Here is a 16,092-nt window from a genome sequence, read left to right as displayed (position 1 = left end):
GCGCTCCCTCCCCGCGCCGGTCCCCCGGTCCGGAAGGGCTCAGGCCGCGGGGGCGGCGCCCTTGTCCTCGTCGTCGGGGAGCTTGCAGACCCGCTCCAGGAAGAACGCCGCCGCGACGACGCCCGCGCCCGCCAGGACGGACAGGCCCGCGTAAATGGCCTGGTCCCGGCGGGCGGGGACGTCGAGGCTGTTCATCAGCAGGAAGACACCCACGCCGCCGTACATCCCGCAGACCAGGGACGTGACGAGCGCGCTCGCCTGGCCGAACACCACCGCGCGGGCCGCCATCAGCGGCTCCACGCCCTTCGCGCCCGGGCGGCGCTCACGCTGGGCGCGCAGCCGGGAACGGATCGAGAGCGCGGTCGCCAGGAGCACGACGGCGATCACGGCCAGCACGACGGGCGCCGCGAGCGGCACGCTCGGCAGTGTGCCGACGGTGTCCCAGAGGCGGGCGCCGCCCCAGGACAGGACTCCTGCCGCGGCGAAGAGACCGGCCAGTACCCCGAGCCGAAGTTGCTTCACCGAGAGCGCCCCTCACATGCGGTCACGATCATCCAGTCATGATCATCAGGTCGTGGTCACTGCCGGGCCGCCAGCGGTCCGTCACTGATCCGTCACTGGCCCGTCAGCCTAACGACTACTCGGGCAGACGGAGTTCCAGGTCGGGGCGGGGGAGTACGCCGCCCGCGCCGACGCCGTCGAGCAGCTCCACGACGGGGCCGCGGCCGGGCAGCTGGGCCTCGGGATCCACGTCGCGCCACGGGGCGAGCACGAAGGCCCGCTCGTGGGCGCGGGGGTGGGGAAGGGTGAGGGCCGGGTCCTCGGAGACCACGTCGGCGTACGCCACGATGTCCACGTCGATCGTGCGCGGACCCCAGCGCTCCTCCCTGACCCGGTCGAAGGCTTCCTCGATGGCCTGGCCGCGCTCCAGCAGGGAGGACGGCGGCAGGGTGGTCTTGACGACGACGACCGCGTTGAAGTACGACGGCTGGGAGCCGGGGTCGACGCCCCAGGGCTCCGTCTCGTACACCGGGGAGACGGCCTTGACCCGCAGGCCCGGGGTGTCCTCCAGGGCGTCGATCGCGCCCTGGATGGTCTCCAGGCGGTTGCCCAGGTTCGAGCCGAGGGAGATCACGGCCCGTTTCGGGTTGGACAGCGTGATGTCCGCGGCGTCCACCTGCTCCACCACGGAGGCGGGTACCGGCTGCACGGTGGGGTCACTCGGTGTGCGGTTCATACTCGGCTCCGGGTGATGGTGATGGTCACGTCGTCGAAGGGGACCGTGATCGGGGCGTCCGGCTTGTGGACGCAGACCTCGACCTCCTCCACACCGTCGTGCTTGAGGCACTGCTGGGCGATCCGCTCGGCGAGCGTCTCGATCAGGTCGACCGGTTCGCCCTGGACGACTTCCACGACCTCCTCCGCCACGACGCCGTAGTGCACGGTCTTCGCCAGGTCGTCGTCGGCCGCCGCGGGGCGGGTGTCGAGACCGAGAACCAGGTCGACGATGAAGGTCTGGCCTTCCTCGCGCTCCCGGGGGAACACGCCGTGGTGCCCACGGGCCTTGAGGCCGCGCAGCGCGACACGATCCACGCGAATCACTCCTGCTGTCGTAGAGAACAAGGGCACATGCCGAGTGCGGTCGGCATGCCACCCTTGCCCGAATCTACCTGCGGGTACTGACACCGGGCGCCCATGGGGGCTATGGACAGAAGCGCGTCCGGCTGGTAGCCGCCCCTACCCAGGGAGTCCGGACGCCAACCTTCCACAGGCCCCTACCCACTCAGGCGGGTGTCTCGTCGTCCTCTTCGTCATCGGTTTCGGCCAGAACGGGAGACCCGTGGTGCGACCACAGCTTCCAGCCCTCCCGGGTGCGCCGGAACACGTTGGTGGCCACGATCAGCTGGCCGACCAGCGGGCCCAGCTCGCCGGCCTCCTCGGCCGGGCCGCCGCTGAGCGTGTTCTCGGTGCAGGTCACCACCGCGGTGTCGGCGAGCACCGTCACCTTCACGTCTGTGAGGAAGAACTGGATGTACTCCGTGTTGGCCATGATCAGGGCGTACGAGCGGAGCACCTCGCCGCGTCCCGTCAGCACCGGCCAGCCCGGGTGGACGCAGGAGACCTCGTCCTCGAGCCAGAGCGTCGACAGCTCCTCGAAGTCACCGCGCTCCACGGCCTCGTAGAACGCCGTGTTGGCCAGTTCGACCTGCTCGGCGTCCGTGGGCGCGGGGCTCACCGGGCTCCCTCTACGGCCCTGGCGACCCGTACGGCGTCGGCGGTCGCCCGTACCTCGTGGACGCGCACCGCCCAGGCGCCCTCGTGGGCGGCGATGGCGGAGACGGCGGCGGTGGCCGCGTCCCGTTCGCGGGCGGGCGGCGGGGAGGCTCCCTCGCCGGCCTCGGCCGCCAGCACACGGCCGAGGAACCGCTTGCGGGAGGCGGCGACCAGGAGGGGGTGGCCCAGGGCGCGCAGGTCGGCGAGGTGGGCGACCAGGGCCAGGTCGTGTTCGGCCTGCTTGGCGAAACCCAGGCCCGGGTCGACGACGATGCGCTCGGGGGCGATGCCGCCCGCGATCACGGCCTCCACGCGCGCGCGCAGTTCGGAGACGACCTCGCCGACCACGTCGGCGTAGACCGCACGGCTGTTCATCTGCTCGCTGAAGCCGCGCCAGTGCATGACGACGAAGGGCGCTCCGGCCGCCGCGACCGCCGGGATCATGGCGGGGTCGGCCAGACCGCCGCTGACGTCGTTGACCAGGACCGCGCCCGCCGCGACCGCCTGTTCGGCGACGGCGGCGCGCATGGTGTCCACGGAGACGGTGACGCCCTCGGAGGCGAGGCCGCGCACCACGGGGATCACCCGCTTCAGTTCTTCGTCCGCGTCGACGCGGGAGGCACCGGGGCGGGTCGACTCGCCGCCGACGTCGATCAGGTCGGCGCCCTCGGCGACGAGGGTCAGGCCGCGCTTGACCGCGGCGGTCGTGTCGAACCAGCGGCCGCCGTCGGAGAAGGAGTCGGGCGTCACATTGACGACCCCCATCACCGCACAGCGGTCCCACTCCGGCAGACCCTCGACCCGGCCACGCGTGCGCAACGTACTCATGCGTCCAGCGTAGGCGTCAGGCGGTGGTGCCCGGACCGCGCGAACCGCAGAAGACGCGCCCGAGGAGGTCGTGGAGGATGGCGCGGCCGGAGTCGTCGAGGGCGCCGAGGGCGGCGCGGGTGGTGTGCATGCGGGCCCGGATGGCGTCGATGGTCTCCTCGCCCGCGGGGGTGAGGACGACGTTCTTGACGCGGCGGTCGGTGGGGCTGACCTCGCGGCGTACGAGATCGCGCTTCTCCAGCCGGTCGATGATCCCGGTGATGTTGGAGGCGTCGCAGGCCAGGGTGGTGGCGAGGGCGCGCATCGAGGCGGGGGCCGCGCGCAGCACACCGAGGGTCTTGGCCTGGCTGGCGGTGAGGCCCGCCTCGGCGGCGGCCAGGGAGAAGTCGCCGTAGTAGCCGCTGAAGGCCTCGGCGAGCCGTTCCATGAGCTGGGCCTCGGTGGGGATCGTCCGGATTGTCTCTGCCATGGGGGGCAGCCTATCGCGCGAAACTTGATGATCTAAAGCATTGATGCCTGCCATTCGCCCGCGGGGCCGCGTGGGCGGTCGCGATCACACGGTCCCCGCCGCCGGGCTCCCCGATGCGGCCGAGGGGCATGGAGAAAACGCGCCCGGTGTCCGTGCCGCGCCGGTCGGCGGCCCGCCCGACGCGCTCCGGCTCGCCGACGCCGACGCCGATGTCACGGACGCGGTGCGCACGGGTTCCGTAATCGCTCCGTTCGATGCGCCTGGCCCTCCGGCGTACGGTGCGCATGGCACGCCGGGCCAGGGAGAAATCCGGCACGTGCACCACCGCTTCGTCCCCGGGCCCCAGTGCGTCGAGCCCGCTCTCGCGGGTCCACACCTCACCGCCGGCCTCGCTGCAGCCCATCACGGCGGGGGTCCAGGAGTGGGTCCTGGCCTCGTCCAGGAAGCGTTCGATGGCTCCCGGCCAGGCCTCCACGTCGCCGATCGGGTCGCCGCTGGCGAGCATCACGCCGGAGACGACGCGGTAGGTGACGGCGGCCTTGCCGCTGGGGGAGAAGACGACGGCCTTGTCGTGGCGCAGCGCGAAGTGGCCCAGGGGGTCGCGGCCGCCGTGCCGGGCCAGCAGGGCGCGCAGCCGCTGCTCCTCGTCGGCGGTGAGACGGGTCGCCGGGTGCTCGGGCCGCAGGGCCAGGTAGAGGGTGGTGACGGCGGTGAGCAGGCCCAGGGCGCCGAGCGAGTGGCCGACGGCCGAGGAGGCCCCGCCCGTGTAGCCGACGGGGCCCTCGAAGCCGAAGAGCCCGTACAGTACGTGTTCCAGACGCTCCGCCACGCTCGGGTCGCCTATCACCTTCGCCGGGTGCGAGCTGACGACGGCGAGGCCGATGACGAGCGAACCGGCGCCCAGGAGAAAGAAGTTGGCGAGCGCCTTCCAGCGGCTGCGCGGATCGGGCAGGGCCGCGAACTCGCCGCGGTGGCGCCCCAGGAGCACCAGCAGCGCCACCGGGAGCAGTACGCCGATGACCGAGTGACGGTATGTGAACTGCGCCGCCGCTCCGGCGGGCAGCAGGACCACGGCGGCCCGCCAGGAACGGAGTTTGCGGCGCCTGAGGCCGTGCGCGAGAAACAGCAGCAGTACGCCCGCGCTGATCGCGAGGGCGGCCGCGAACGGGCCGAGCGCCCCGGGCGGCACCTCCGCGGCGGCGTGCATCCTGCTGTGCCGAAAGCGCGGGAAGACGCCGGCGGCGATGTCGAGGATCCCCACGACCGCGCAGGCCGTACCGGCCAGGGAGGGCACCCGCTCGGGACGCGGGCCCCGCAGGATCCGCCGTACACCCCGGACACCCCGTATCCGTCGTGTCCGGTCCGGAACCGCCCCTGAGTCGTCCGCGTCCAGGCTGATAGACATCGCTTCCCGTGGCTCTGCGAGAGATCTTCTGTCCGTGCCGAAGCATTCGGACAATTTGCGCCCTCTAGGACGGAGCATCCGGGGGCCGGGTTCACTCGCGCGCGGAAAATCATCAGCCGGAAAGCCGGTGGACGGGCCGGCGGACGGGCCGGCGGCTCAGCCTCGGCCGACGGACTCCACCTCCACCGCCGTACGGGGAACGGCCTGCGCGTCCGCGTCGATGGAACGGCGCAGCGCCTCGTGGAGACGGGCCGGTGTGAGGACGCCGAGGAAGCGTCCCGCGCCCTCCTCGTCGATGACCGCGATCCACCCCGCGTCGTGCTGGAGCATCGTGGAGAAGGCCTGCTTGAGGGAGGCGCCGACGGGCAGCCACGCCTCCATGCGGCGGGCGTGCTCGCGTACGGTCCCGGTGGCCGTCCGCGCCTGTTCCGCGGAGATCCAGCCGTGCAGATCGTCGGAGCTGTCGAGGACGACGGCCCACCGGGCCCCCTCGGAGCTCAGCTCGGCGGCAGCCTTCCCGACCGGGTCGTCGAGATGGACGACCGGCGGCTGCTCCAGGTCGCCCGGCTCGATGGGCGTGACGGAGAGGCGCTTGAGGCCGCGGTCCGCGCCCACGAAATCCGCGACGTACGGGGTGGCGGGCGCCCCGAGGACGGCGGCCGGGGCGTCGAACTGCTCGATCGTGCCCTGTCCGTAGACGGCGATGCGGTCGCCGAGCCGGACGGCCTCCTCGATGTCGTGGGTGACGAAGAGGACGGTCTTGCGCACCTGGGACTGGAGCCGCAGGAATTCGTTCTGGAGATGCTCGCGGACCACCGGGTCGACCGCGCCGAAGGGCTCGTCCATCAGGAGTACGGGCGGGTCGGCCGCCAGGGCCCTGGCCACACCGACGCGTTGGCGCTGGCCGCCGGAGAGCTGGTCGGGGTAGCGGTGGCCGTGGACGGACGGGTCGAGGCCGACCAGGTCGAGGAGTTCGGCGGCGCGCTCGCGGGCCTTGGCACGTTTGACACCGAGGAGGTGGGGCACGGTCGCGGTGTTGTCCAGAACCGTCTTGTGGGGGAAGAGGCCGACCTGCTGGATCACATAGCCGATGCGGCGGCGCAGCCGTACCGGGTCGATGGTGGAGATGTCGTCCCCGTCGAGGAATATCCGGCCGCCGGTCGGCTCCGTCAGCCGGTTCACCATCTTCATGGTGGTGGTCTTGCCGCAGCCGGAAGGCCCGACGAGCGTGACCAGTTCACCCTCGGCGACTTCGAAGGAGAGGTCGTCGACGGCGGTGGTGCCGTCGGCGTACCGCTTGGTGACGTGCTCGAATCGGATCATGAGTCCCCCTTGTGGCCGTTCCGGTGTCAGGACCATGGTGCGGGAACACGGCGGATTCCGGTGGCTGTCAGTGGCCGGGGATAGGGTCGTCAGACATGAGTTCGGGATCTCGGGGGGAGGCGGGGCGGCATGAGCGGCCAAAGCTGCCTGACGGCGAACGACTGGATCTGCGGGGAGTACGTCCGCTCCCGGGGCCAGGAGTTGACCGACGCGACCGTCCAGCATGTGTGGATCACCCTGGTCTCCGTGCTGATCGGCCTGCTGATCGCCTTCCCGCTGGCCCTGCTCGCGCGTGACCGGGACGGCCGCCGGTCCCGGTTCGCGGGACCGGTCCTCGGCCTCACGACCGTGCTCTACACGGTCCCTTCACTCGCGATGTTCTCGCTGCTGCTGCCGGTGTTCGGGCTTTCGGCGGCCGTGGTGGTCACGGGGCTGGTCCTCTATTCGCTGACCGTTCTCGTGCGCAACATCCTGGCCGGGCTCGAAGCGGTGCCGGCGGAGGCGCGGGAGGCCGCGCTGGGCATGGGGTACGGACGCGGGCGGCTGCTGTGGGAGGTCGAGCTGCCGCTGGCGCTCCCGGCGCTGCTCGCCGGGGTGCGGATCGCGACCGTCTCGACGGTCGCCCTGACGACGGTCGGCGCGATCGTGGGATACGGCGGTCTGGGGACGCTGATCGTGGACGGCCTCGACTCCCTCTTCAAGGCGCAGGTGCTCACCGCTTCGGTGATCTGTGTGCTGCTGGCGGTGGCGGCCGACCTGCTGCTGCTCGGGCTGCAAAGACTGCTGACGCCGTGGACCCGGCCGCGTGCACCGCGCATACGTACCGCCCGCACCGCCCCTGTCCCCGCCTCTGCCGCCAAGGCCGGCTGAGCCGTGGGAGCGATCGGGGAAGCCTTCGCCTGGCTGGCGTCCGGTGCCAACTGGCAGGGCGAGAGCGGCATCTGGAACCGGCTCGCCGAGCATCTGTACTTCAGCGGTGTGTGCCTGCTGCTGTCCTGTCTGATCGCGCTGCCGGTGGCGCTCTGGCTCGGGCACGTGGGCCGGGGCGGCGCGCTCGCCGTCAACCTCTCCAACGCGGGGCGGGCGGTCCCCACCCTCGCGGTGCTGGTCCTGCTGACGCTCACCCCGCTGGGCAGGCAGGGTGACCTGCCGACGATCATCGCGCTGGTGCTGTTCGCCGTACCGCCGTTGCTGACCAACGCGTACATCGGCATGCGGGAGGTGGACCGGGCGGTGGTGGAGGCCGCGCGCGGGATGGGCATGTCGGGGTGGCAGGTGTTCGTACGGGTCGAGCTGCCCCTCGCGTACCCGCTGGTCATGACCGGGCTCAGGTCGGCGGCCGTCCAGGTGGTCGCCACGGCCACGCTCGCCGCGATGGCGGGCGAGGGCGGCCTCGGCCGGATCATCACGGCCGGTTTCAACACGTACGACACGCCGCAGGTGGTGGCGGGAGCACTGCTCGTCGCCGTCCTCGCGCTCCTGGTCGAGGGAGTGCTGGTGGCGGCGGACCGGCTGCTCGACCCGATGCGGCGGCGGCGCGGCGCGGACCGGCCGGCCGCCTGACGGACTCTCCGGATTGTTTCCCCTATTTCTCCTCTTGGATGGTGAACGTCATGAGCAGGACCTCGCGCACAGCGGGTGCGGTAGTGGCCGTGATCGCGCTGGCCGGCGGGCTGGCGGCATGCGGCGGTGAGAGCCTGGAGAAGGGCAGGGACGGCGGCGCGGCCGAGACCGGCGAGGCCGGCAAGAAGGGCTCACTGGTGGTGGGTTCGGCCGGATTCACCGAGTCGAAGGTGCTGGCCGAGCTGTACGCGCAGCTCCTCTCCGACGCCGGATACGGCACCTCCGTCAAGACCGTGGAGAACCGCGAACTGTACGCACCCGCCCTGGAGAAGGGCGAGATCGACGTCGTACCGGAATACGCCGCTACGCTTGCCGAATTTCTCAACGCGAAGGCGAACGGACCCGAGGCGCCGGAGAAGAATCCGGTCGCGTCCAGCGATGTGACCGCCACCTTCGAAGCGCTGGAGAAGCTCGCGGAGCCGCGCGGACTGAAGGTGCTGCCGGCCGGCGGGGCGGTCGACCAGAACGCCTTCGCGGTGAGCAAGGAATACGCCGAGAAGAACAACCTCAAGACGCTTTCCGATCTTGGTAAGTCCAAGCTGAAGGTGAAGATCGCGGCGGGCGACGAATGCGAGATCCGGCCCTTCTGCGCACCGGGCCTGAAGAAGGAGTACGGGATCGACGTCACCGGCGTCGACCCCAAGGGCGTAGGCACTCCGCAGTCCAAGCAGGCCGTCAAGGACGGCGCCGATCAGCTGGTGCTGACCACGACGACCGACGCGACGCTGGAGAGCTTCGGGCTCGTACTCCTGGAAGACGACAAGAAGCTCCAGAACGCCGACAACGTACTGCCGGTGGTCAATGCGAAGGACGCCGGAACGCAGGAGATAGCCGATGCTCTCGGCAAGCTCACCAAGGTGCTGACGACCGATGATCTGGTGGAGCTGAACCGCAAGATCGACTCCGACCGGGCGAAGCCCGCCGACGCGGCGAAGGAGTATCTGGAGTCCAAGGGCCTGATCAAGAAGTAGATCACGCAAGGAATTGGGTAACCGCCCGGGAACAGATTGCCGGGCGGGTCCCCATCTCCCGCGTACGCACGGTAAATTTCAGGCCATGCCACGTGGACGCCACCGCCATTCGCCACCCCTGCACAGGATCCTTCCGCCTTCGGCGGTCGCCGGCGCGTCGATACTCTGCGCCGCCGGCGCCTGGTTGTTCGCGGAACCGGTGGTGCTGCGCGGCCTGGTGGCCGCGGCCTCGGCCGCGGCGGTCACCGGCGCGGTCCTCATGCGCGGCTGGGACCGGTCGGCGGGCCGGCGGGTGGCCGAGCTGACGCGGGCCCGCGTCAGCGACGAGTGGAAGACCGAGGAGCGGATAGCGGACCTCGAGTCGGACCTGGAGGAGTCGCGCGAGCTGCGCGCCAGGCTCGACGCGAAACTGCGCAGCAAGCGGGTCGAACTGGCCGCCCTGCGCGGCGAGCACGCCGCGCTGCTGCGGCGCTACGCGACCGCGGAGACCGAGCGGGCCAGCGCACTGGAGGGCCGGCGGCTGCTGGCGATCGAGGCGTCGGCTCCCGCGAAGGCGCTGCCCGCGGCGGGCAGTTCGCCGACGCCGTCCGCGTACCTGCGGGCTTCCATGGCGCTGGACAAGCTCGCGCGCGACGCGGCGGACCAGGAGGCCCGGAGGTCGCGCGAAGTGCGGAGCCGTGACGTACGGGGCGCCGTCGGCCAGGGGCGCGAGGCCCAGGGACGCGGGGTGGCGGAGCCGGAGGGGAAGCACGAGGCGGCCGCCGGCACCGACGCCGTGTCCCTTCCGGACCGCGCGCGCCCGTCGTCCGCCATCGTCTCGCGCCGCGCCGCGGCGGCCTCCGCCGACATGCCGTACGCCGCCCAGCGCCGCCGCGCCTCGCGCGTGCAGGGCGGCTTCGACTTCTTCGGCACCCAGAAGTCGGCCGAGGCGGCGATCGAAGCCGTCCAGGACGAGGACCTCGCGGACGTGGTCGGCCAGGAGGCCTTGGCGGCTGCGCGCCGGGACTCGGCGGCCCCGGTGGTGGGCCAGGTCATCGACCTGACGGCCCACGACGAGACGGAACAGCTCGACGTGGTGGAGCTGCGCAGCGCCATCTCGTGAACGGGGCCGGCGGCCGACGGCCGGCGCGGCCGGCTCGTCCTGCGTGCCCTACGCGCCCTACGCGGACGCGTGGCCGCCGCCCGCGCGGATCAGCCCCGACTCGTACGCCAGGACCACGACCTGGACGCGGTCGCGCAGGTTGAGCTTGGCCAGGATGCGGCCGACATGGGTCTTGACGGTGGCCTCCGACAGCACCAGCCGGGCCGCGATCTCGCCGTTCGACAGCCCCTGCGCCACAAGCAGCATCACCTCCCGCTCACGGTCGGTCAGCCGGGCCAGCGCGGTGTCGGCCGCCTTCGTCTCCTTGCCCGTGCCCGGCAGCATCGGCGAGAAGCGGTCCAGCAGGCGCCGCGTGGTCGACGGCGCGACGACCGCGTCCCCGCTGTGCACCGAGCGGATGGCGGCCAGCAGTTCGGCCGGCGGCACGTCCTTCAGCATGAAGCCGCTGGCCCCCGCCTTCAGCCCGGAGAACGCGTACTCGTCCAGGTCGAAGGTGGTCAGGATGAGGACCTTCGGTGCCCCGGGGTCCGCGCAGATGCGCCGCGTCGCCTCGACCCCGTCCAGCTTCGGCATCCGTACGTCCATCAGAACGACGTCCACCGCCGTGGCGCGCAGCACCTCGATCGCCTCCGCCCCGTCACCGGCCTCGGCGACGACCTCCATGTCCGGCTGGGCGGCGAGGACCATCCGGAAGCCGGTGCGCAGCAGCACCTGGTCGTCTACGAGCATCACGCGGATGGACATGGGATGGGGTGCCTTTCGTCGGCGCAGGCGGGGGAACGGGCAGGGGAAGGGGACAGGGGAGGGGCTCAGTGGGCCGGCTTGAGCGGGAGCAGCGCGCTGATCCGGAAGCCGCCGCCCGGCCGCGGCCCCGCGTCGAGCGTGCCGCCGACCATACCGACGCGCTCGCGCATGCCGATGAGGCCGTGGCCCTGCCCGTCCGCGCCGCCGTCCTCGTACAGGTCGTGCGTCGCGCCCCGCCCGTCGTCCTCGACGAGCAGGCCCAGCCCGTCGTCGAAGTAGACGAGCCGTACGCTCGCGCCCACGTCCGGACCGCCGTGCTTGCGCGCGTTGGTGAGGGCCTCCTGCACGATGCGGTACGCCGTGAGCTCCACCCCGCTCGGCAGTGGCCGCGGCGTGCCCTCGACCTTGAAGTCGACCGTCAGCCCGGCCGTCCGTACCTGCTCCACGAGGTCCTCGATCTGCTCGACGTCGGGCTGCGGCACGTACTCGCCGCCCTCCTGCGGCTCGCCGGTCCGCAGGACGCCCAGCAGCCGCCGCATCTCGGCGAGCGCCTGGCGCCCGGTCGTCGAGATGGTCTCCAGCGCCTGCCTGGCCTGGGCGGGCGAGGCGTCCAGGACGTACGCCGCGCCGTCCGCCTGGACCACCATCACGGAGACGTTGTGCGCGACGACGTCGTGCAGTTCACGGGCGATACGGGCCCGTTCGGCGGCGACGGCCACCTTCGACTGCGCCTCGCGCTCCTTCTCCAGGCGCGTGGCGCGCTTCTCCAGCTCGGCGAAGTACGCGCGCCGGGTCCGCAGCGAGTCGCCGAGCACCCACGCCAGCGCGAACGGCAGGGCCATGACGATCACGAAGAAGACCGACGCGAGGGCCGGGCCGCTGTCCGGCGGGGGCCAGCGCAGTTGCGCCAGGGGAGCCGCGGCCAGGCCGCCGGCGAGCGCGACCCGTGAGGCCCAGCGGGGCCCGTCGCTCGCGGCGACGGTGTAGATGATGACGAGCATGGCCCAGTCGGCCGGGTTGATCTCCACGTCGAACACGAGCTGGGCGACGCCCATCAGGAGGGCCAGCAGCAGCATCTTCTCCGGCGCGCGGCGGCGCAGGGCCACCACGAGGGAGAGCAGCGTGATGATCGGGACGGCCGCGATGCGTGGCTCGGTGCCCATGGACGCCTGGACGGCCCACAGCAGGGAGAACCCGAAGAGCGTCACAGCCCAGAAGCTGTCGACACTCGTCGGGTGCCTGCGGATGAAATCGTAGAGGCGTTGCACGTAACCCAGCGTAGGGAAAACGAAGAGGTGCAGGGGTCAACCGGAGGAGCGATCCGGTGAGCCGGAGCCTACTCCCCAAGGTGGAGACTTGGTGTCGTGACGGATGAGTGGCATGGGTGGCGGGAGGCGGCGGAGCAGGCGCTGTACGGCCCCGGGGGTTTCTACGTGGCCCCCGAAGGACCGGGCCCCTCGGGGCACTTCCGTACGTCGGTGCACGCGTCCGCGCTGTTCGCGGGAGCGGTCGCCCGGCTGCTCGGGGACGTCGACGCGTCGCTCGGCCACCCGAGGGAGCTCGCGCTGGTCGACGTCGCGGCGGGCCGGGGCGAGCTGGTGACGGCGGTACTCGCGGCGCTGGAGCCGGAGCTTTCGGCGCGAGTGAGGGCGTACGCCGTGGAACGCGCGCCCCGCCCGGCCGGTCTGGACGACCGCGTCGAGTGGCTCGCCGAGCCGCCGTCGGGCGTGGCCGGGCTGCTGTTCGCGAACGAGTGGCTGGACAACGTCCCGGTGGAGGTGGCCGAGACGGACACGGCGGGTGCCGCGCGGTACGTGCTCGTACGCCGGGACGGAGAGGAGCGCCTCGGCGACCCGGTGACCGGGGCGGACGCCGAGTGGCTCGCGCGCTGGTGGCCGTGGCCGCACGGCGGCGGGCCCGGACTGCGGGCGGAGATCGGCCGCCCGCGCGACGCGGCGTGGGCGGCGGCGGTCGCGACGCTCGACGCGGGCCTGGCGGTCGCCGTCGACTACGCCCACACGCGCGCGGCGCGACCGCCCTTCGGCACGCTGACGGGTTTCCGGGCGGGCCGGGAGGTACGCCCGGTCCCGGACGGCACATGCGACCTCACGTCCCACGTCGCACTGGACGCGTGCGCGCTGCCGGGCGCGGAGCTGCTGTCGCAGCGGGAGGCGCTGCACCGCCTGGGCGTGACGGCGGGCCGCCCCCCGCTGGCCCTGGCGTCCACGGACCCGGCGGCGTACGTACGAGCGCTGGCGGGGGCGGGCGAGGCGGCGGAGCTCACGGCCCGGGGCGGCCTGGGCGACTTCACCTGGCTGACCCAGCCGCTCCCGCCGGCCGGGTGAGAGACCCCGGGGACCGGCCACCGCTCCCGCGTCGCACGCCACCGGCCCCACACCCCGCCCCCACGCGACCCCGCGCCCGCACCGCCCACCCCGACCCCGCACCTCCACGCGACCCCGCGCCCGCCCCGCCCGCCGGCCCGTCCACCCGCCCCGTCCCCGCCCCACCCCGCCGGGGGATACTGTCCGCATGACGGAGACCACGGTCGGCATCGGCGGCGCGGCGGAGAGCACCGACATGGTGCTCAACATCGGCCCCCAGCATCCCTCCACGCACGGCGTCCTCCGCCTCAAACTCGTGCTCGACGGCGAGCGCATCCAGCACGCCGAGCCGGTCATCGGCTACATGCACCGGGGTGCGGAGAAGCTCTTCGAGGCCCGCGACTACCGCCAGATCGTGATGCTCGCGAACCGTCACGACTGGCTGTCCGCCTTCTCCAACGAGCTGGGCGTCGTCATGGCCGTCGAGCGCATGCTCGGCATGGAGGTCCCGGAGCGCGCCGTGTGGACCCGCACGCTCCTCGCCGAGCTGAACCGGGTGCTCAACCACCTGATGTTCCTCGGGTCGTACCCCCTCGAACTCGGCGGAATCACCCCCGTCTTCTACGCCTTCCGCGAGCGCGAAGAGCTCCAGGCCGTCATGGAGGAGGTCTCCGGCGGCCGCATCCACTACATGTTCAACCGGGTCGGCGGCCTCAAGGAGGACCTGCCCGCGGGCTGGCTCGGCCGGGCCCGCGAGGCCGTCGCGGACGTCCGGTCCCGGATGGAGGTGTACGACAGCCTCGTCCTCGGCAACGAGATCTTCCGCGGCCGTACGCGCGACGTCGGCGTGCTGTCGCCCGAGGCCGTGCACGCGTACGGGGTGAGCGGCCCCATCGCCCGCGCCTCCGGCGTCGACTTCGACCTCCGGCGCGACGAGCCGTACCTCGCCTACGGAGAGCTCCAGGACACCCTCAAGGTGGCCACCCGGACCGAGGGCGACTGCCTCGCCCGCTTCGAGGTCCTCCTCGACCAGACGCACAACGCCCTGGACCTGGCGGACGCCTGCCTGGACCGCATGGCCGACCTCGCGCCCGGCCCGATCAACCAGCGGCTGCCGAAGGTGCTGAAGGCCCCGGAGGGCCACACCTACGCCTGGACCGAGAACCCGCTCGGCATCAACGGCTACTACCTCGTCTCGAAGGGCGAGAAGACGCCGTACCGCCTGAAGCTGCGCTCGGCGTCGTTCAACAACATCCAGGCCCTGACGGAGCTGCTCCCGGGAACGCTCGTCGCCGACATGGTGGCGATCCTCGGGTCGCTCTTCTTCGTCGTCGGCGACATCGACAAATAACCGGGGCACCGCCACCCGACCGGGCCCCCCCGGGAAGTGCGCGCCGGCGTGCGAGGACGGGCAAGGCCGCGCAAGAACGGGCGAGGCCGGGCGCGTGTCACCGCCTAGCGCAGTACGCCCTCCAGGAAGTCGCTGCCCAGCCGGGACACCACCTGGAGGTCCAGGCTGTGCAGGACGTACCGGCCGCGGCGCTGTGTCGTCAGCAGGCCGGCCTTCTTCAGGACCGACAGGTGGCGGGAGACCTCGGGCGCGGTGATGCCGTGCGTGTCGGCGAGCTCGCCCGTCGTGTACGGAGAGCGGGCCAGGTTGCGGCACAGGCGCATGCGCATCGGGTGGGCCAGCGCCTCCATCCGCAGCTTCAGCAGCTCCACCGAGGCCGGGCTCGGCAGTTCGGGGGCGCCGACCGGGTAGTGGATCACCGGCCGCCAGCCGGGAGCGTGCAGGACGGACAGGTGCGGCCAGCCGAAGCTGGACGGGACGAAGGTGAGCCCCGCGCCGACCGCCGCCTCCACGGCGCTGGTGCGGCCGTCGGCCAGCTTGTCGACGTGGATACGGATCCTGGCCCCGCCCGCGCCGCCGCTCTCCACCAGGGTCAGCGCGGGGGAGACCGCGTGCAGCGCCTCCGCCAGGCCCTTGTGGCGCAGCAGTTCGCCCTTGTGCCGGGCGTCGGCGGCCAGCTGGACCCGTGTGCGGCGCCAGGTGTCGGCGAAGAACGCCTGGTCGCAGTCTTCGAAGAGCCGCCGCAGCCAGGCCCGTACGGACGCGGGGCCGGCCAGCAGCCGCCGCGCGAAGTCCGTCTGCTTCGGCCCGCGCGCGGCGGCGAGGTCCAGCGCGCGTTCGCGCACCGCCGGATCGACGAGCGGGGAGGGGCCGCCGGTGCCGTACGTACTGGAGCAGGTGAACTCCAGTGCCGAGGAGACGAACCGCTCGTCGTCCAGCCGGTCCAGCGCGTCCAGGTCCTCGCTGAGTGTCGCGCCCGTCCTGCCGTCGCCGCCCCGCACGCCGGCGAACGGCATGAAGACGTCGGAGAACGTGCTGCGCCACAGGAAGTCCGCCTCGCTCAGCCGGTCGGCGAGGTCCGGCTTCAGGGAGGCGGCGGTCGCGGTCGCCCAGCCGTGCAGCCCCGGATGGTGGCCGGATTCGGACAGGGCGTGCAGGGCCATGCCGAGCTCCGCCAGCGGGGAGGTCTCGAAGGCGATGCGCTCGGACGGCAGGCCGGTGATGTCGATGGACACGCTCATGGGCCCATCGTGCCCGCCGGCACCGACAGTGCGGCCGCCGATTGACGGGGGTCGTCAAACGAAGCGCGGTGCGCGGTGCGGTGTACGCATGGTGAGGACATGAACGCCACTCAGCAGCACATGCTCGACGCCTGTCGCGCCACCCGGCTCGGCGCCCCCGTCCCGCCGGCGCCCGGCCTCAACGACTGGCAGGCGGTCCGGGAGGTCCGCGACTACTGGCGCTTCCGCGCGGTGGTCGAGGGCCGGCCGCCGCTGGCCCGCCGGCTCCGGACCGCACTGACGAACCTGCTCGCGCTCCGCGCTCCGCGCCCCGGCCGCCCGCCGCTCCGTACCCCGCCCCCGCACCGCGCGAACCCGCCCGGCGGGTCCCGGCGCCCCCCGCGCGGACCGGCAACCTCCGCAACTCCGGCTTCGCCCGTCAGCTCCTGGCCGACGCC

The 16,092-nt window shown here is 72.5% G+C and carries 17 protein-coding genes and 1 pseudogene; 7 read left to right on the top strand and 11 right to left on the bottom strand.

All coding sequences use genetic code 11. From position 1 onward, the window contains the following. Nucleotides 1-39: 39 nt before the first annotated feature. The 8 genes and pseudogenes from ACWD0Y_RS14645 to ACWD0Y_RS14610 form a co-directional block, all read right to left on the bottom strand. On the bottom strand, nt 40-522 hold the full coding sequence (locus ACWD0Y_RS14645; protein ID WP_450260702.1) for a DUF3180 domain-containing protein: 483 nt from the start codon (nt 520-522) through the stop codon (nt 40-42). Between the two features lie 115 nt (nt 523-637). After that, the gene (gene folK / locus ACWD0Y_RS14640; RefSeq protein ID WP_450260701.1) at nt 638-1,237 is read right to left on the bottom strand and encodes a 2-amino-4-hydroxy-6-hydroxymethyldihydropteridine diphosphokinase; all 600 of its coding nucleotides are present in this window, start codon (nt 1,235-1,237) and stop codon (nt 638-640) included. Then, the gene (gene folB / locus ACWD0Y_RS14635; protein ID WP_093799744.1) at nt 1,234-1,593 is read right to left on the bottom strand and encodes a dihydroneopterin aldolase; all 360 of its coding nucleotides are present in this window, start codon (nt 1,591-1,593) and stop codon (nt 1,234-1,236) included. Before folB ends, folK begins: the two co-directional genes overlap by 4 nt. 190 nt (nt 1,594-1,783) lie before the next feature. Continuing rightward, a complete protein-coding gene (locus ACWD0Y_RS14630) occupies nt 1,784-2,236 on the bottom strand; it encodes a nuclear transport factor 2 family protein (RefSeq protein WP_450260700.1) in 453 nt (150 codons plus the stop codon). Next, nucleotides 2,233-3,102 carry a dihydropteroate synthase gene (gene folP, locus ACWD0Y_RS14625; RefSeq protein ID WP_450260699.1) on the bottom strand — a complete coding sequence of 290 codons (870 nt, stop codon included), beginning with the start codon at nt 3,100-3,102 and terminating at the stop codon, nt 2,233-2,235. Before folP ends, ACWD0Y_RS14630 begins: the two co-directional genes overlap by 4 nt. Nucleotides 3,103-3,118: 16 nt before the next feature. Next, nucleotides 3,119-3,571: a MarR family winged helix-turn-helix transcriptional regulator gene (locus ACWD0Y_RS14620; protein ID WP_255306033.1), complete on the bottom strand. Its 453-nt coding sequence runs from the start codon at nt 3,569-3,571 to the stop codon at nt 3,119-3,121. Between the two features lie 64 nt (nt 3,572-3,635). Beyond that, nucleotides 3,636-4,976, bottom strand: a pseudogene (locus tag ACWD0Y_RS14615) (phosphatidylglycerol lysyltransferase domain-containing protein); the annotation flags it as partial. A 156-nt stretch (nt 4,977-5,132) separates the two neighbouring features. Further along, nucleotides 5,133-6,299: an ABC transporter ATP-binding protein gene (locus tag ACWD0Y_RS14610; RefSeq protein ID WP_450260698.1), complete on the bottom strand. Its 1,167-nt coding sequence runs from the start codon at nt 6,297-6,299 to the stop codon at nt 5,133-5,135. Nucleotides 6,300-6,428: 129 nt separating this feature from the next. Here ACWD0Y_RS14610 and ACWD0Y_RS14605 point away from each other — a divergent pair, with 129 nt between their 5' ends. The 4 genes from ACWD0Y_RS14605 (at nt 6,429) to ACWD0Y_RS14590 (ending at nt 9,995) form a co-directional block, all read left to right on the top strand. Beyond that, the gene (locus ACWD0Y_RS14605; RefSeq protein ID WP_450260697.1) at nt 6,429-7,169 is read left to right on the top strand and encodes an ABC transporter permease; all 741 of its coding nucleotides are present in this window, start codon (nt 6,429-6,431) and stop codon (nt 7,167-7,169) included. 3 nt (nt 7,170-7,172) lie between these two features. Then, nucleotides 7,173-7,862 carry an ABC transporter permease gene (locus ACWD0Y_RS14600; protein WP_450260696.1) on the top strand — a complete coding sequence of 230 codons (690 nt, stop codon included), beginning with the start codon at nt 7,173-7,175 and terminating at the stop codon, nt 7,860-7,862. Between the two features lie 50 nt (nt 7,863-7,912). Then, nucleotides 7,913-8,893, top strand: coding sequence for an ABC transporter substrate-binding protein (locus ACWD0Y_RS14595; RefSeq protein ID WP_450260695.1), 981 nt, complete (start codon nt 7,913-7,915; stop codon nt 8,891-8,893). 85 nt (nt 8,894-8,978) lie between these two features. Beyond that, nucleotides 8,979-9,995 carry a hypothetical protein gene (locus tag ACWD0Y_RS14590; protein ID WP_450260694.1) on the top strand — a complete coding sequence of 339 codons (1,017 nt, stop codon included), beginning with the start codon at nt 8,979-8,981 and terminating at the stop codon, nt 9,993-9,995. A 57-nt stretch (nt 9,996-10,052) separates the two neighbouring features. Here the strand turns inward: ACWD0Y_RS14590 and ACWD0Y_RS14585 are convergent, their stop codons facing one another. Next, nucleotides 10,053-10,739: a response regulator gene (locus tag ACWD0Y_RS14585; RefSeq protein ID WP_450260693.1), complete on the bottom strand. Its 687-nt coding sequence runs from the start codon at nt 10,737-10,739 to the stop codon at nt 10,053-10,055. Nucleotides 10,740-10,804: 65 nt separating this feature from the next. Beyond that, nucleotides 10,805-12,007, bottom strand: a complete 1,203-nt coding sequence (locus ACWD0Y_RS14580) for a sensor histidine kinase (protein ID WP_450260692.1) — start codon at nt 12,005-12,007, stop codon at nt 10,805-10,807. 96 nt (nt 12,008-12,103) lie between these two features. On the opposite strand from ACWD0Y_RS14580, the gene ACWD0Y_RS14575 reads away from it, so the two are divergent. Further along, on the top strand, nt 12,104-13,084 hold the full coding sequence (locus tag ACWD0Y_RS14575; RefSeq protein WP_450260691.1) for an SAM-dependent methyltransferase: 981 nt from the start codon (nt 12,104-12,106) through the stop codon (nt 13,082-13,084). A 187-nt stretch (nt 13,085-13,271) separates the two neighbouring features. Beyond that, complete coding sequence (locus ACWD0Y_RS14570) at nt 13,272-14,414, top strand: NADH-quinone oxidoreductase subunit D (RefSeq protein ID WP_450260690.1); 1,143 nt, start codon at nt 13,272-13,274, stop codon at nt 14,412-14,414. Between the two features lie 104 nt (nt 14,415-14,518). Here the strand turns inward: ACWD0Y_RS14570 and ACWD0Y_RS14565 are convergent, their stop codons facing one another. Further along, on the bottom strand, nt 14,519-15,649 hold the full coding sequence (locus ACWD0Y_RS14565) for a DUF5937 family protein (RefSeq protein ID WP_450260749.1): 1,131 nt from the start codon (nt 15,647-15,649) through the stop codon (nt 14,519-14,521). 105 nt (nt 15,650-15,754) lie between these two features. Here ACWD0Y_RS14565 and ACWD0Y_RS14560 point away from each other — a divergent pair. Continuing rightward, nucleotides 15,755-16,092 (top strand): hypothetical protein (locus ACWD0Y_RS14560; protein WP_450260689.1); only part of this gene is annotated, 338 nt, incomplete at its 3' end.

This window comes from Streptomyces altiplanensis (assembly GCF_053591575.1).
The sequence above is the reverse complement of the archived record's forward strand: the minus strand, read 5'-3'. Positions and strand labels throughout refer to the sequence as shown.

Bases quoted from the DNA above. Each gene is read 5' to 3' on its own strand.
- ACWD0Y_RS14570 (WP_450260690.1), top strand. From the start codon at position 13,272: ATGACGGAGACCACGGTCGGCATCGGCGGCGCGGCGGAGAGCACCGAC.
- ACWD0Y_RS14610 (WP_450260698.1), bottom strand. From the start codon at position 6,299: ATGATCCGATTCGAGCACGTCACCAAGCGGTACGCCGACGGCACCACC.
- ACWD0Y_RS14585 (WP_450260693.1), bottom strand. From the start codon at position 10,739: ATGTCCATCCGCGTGATGCTCGTAGACGACCAGGTGCTGCTGCGCACC.
- ACWD0Y_RS14595 (WP_450260695.1), top strand. From the start codon at position 7,913: ATGAGCAGGACCTCGCGCACAGCGGGTGCGGTAGTGGCCGTGATCGCG.
- ACWD0Y_RS14620 (WP_255306033.1), bottom strand. From the start codon at position 3,571: ATGGCAGAGACAATCCGGACGATCCCCACCGAGGCCCAGCTCATGGAA.
- folP (WP_450260699.1), bottom strand. From the start codon at position 3,102: ATGAGTACGTTGCGCACGCGTGGCCGGGTCGAGGGTCTGCCGGAGTGG.
- ACWD0Y_RS14590 (WP_450260694.1), top strand. From the start codon at position 8,979: ATGCCACGTGGACGCCACCGCCATTCGCCACCCCTGCACAGGATCCTT.
- ACWD0Y_RS14605 (WP_450260697.1), top strand. From the start codon at position 6,429: ATGAGCGGCCAAAGCTGCCTGACGGCGAACGACTGGATCTGCGGGGAG.
- folK (WP_450260701.1), bottom strand. From the start codon at position 1,237: ATGAACCGCACACCGAGTGACCCCACCGTGCAGCCGGTACCCGCCTCC.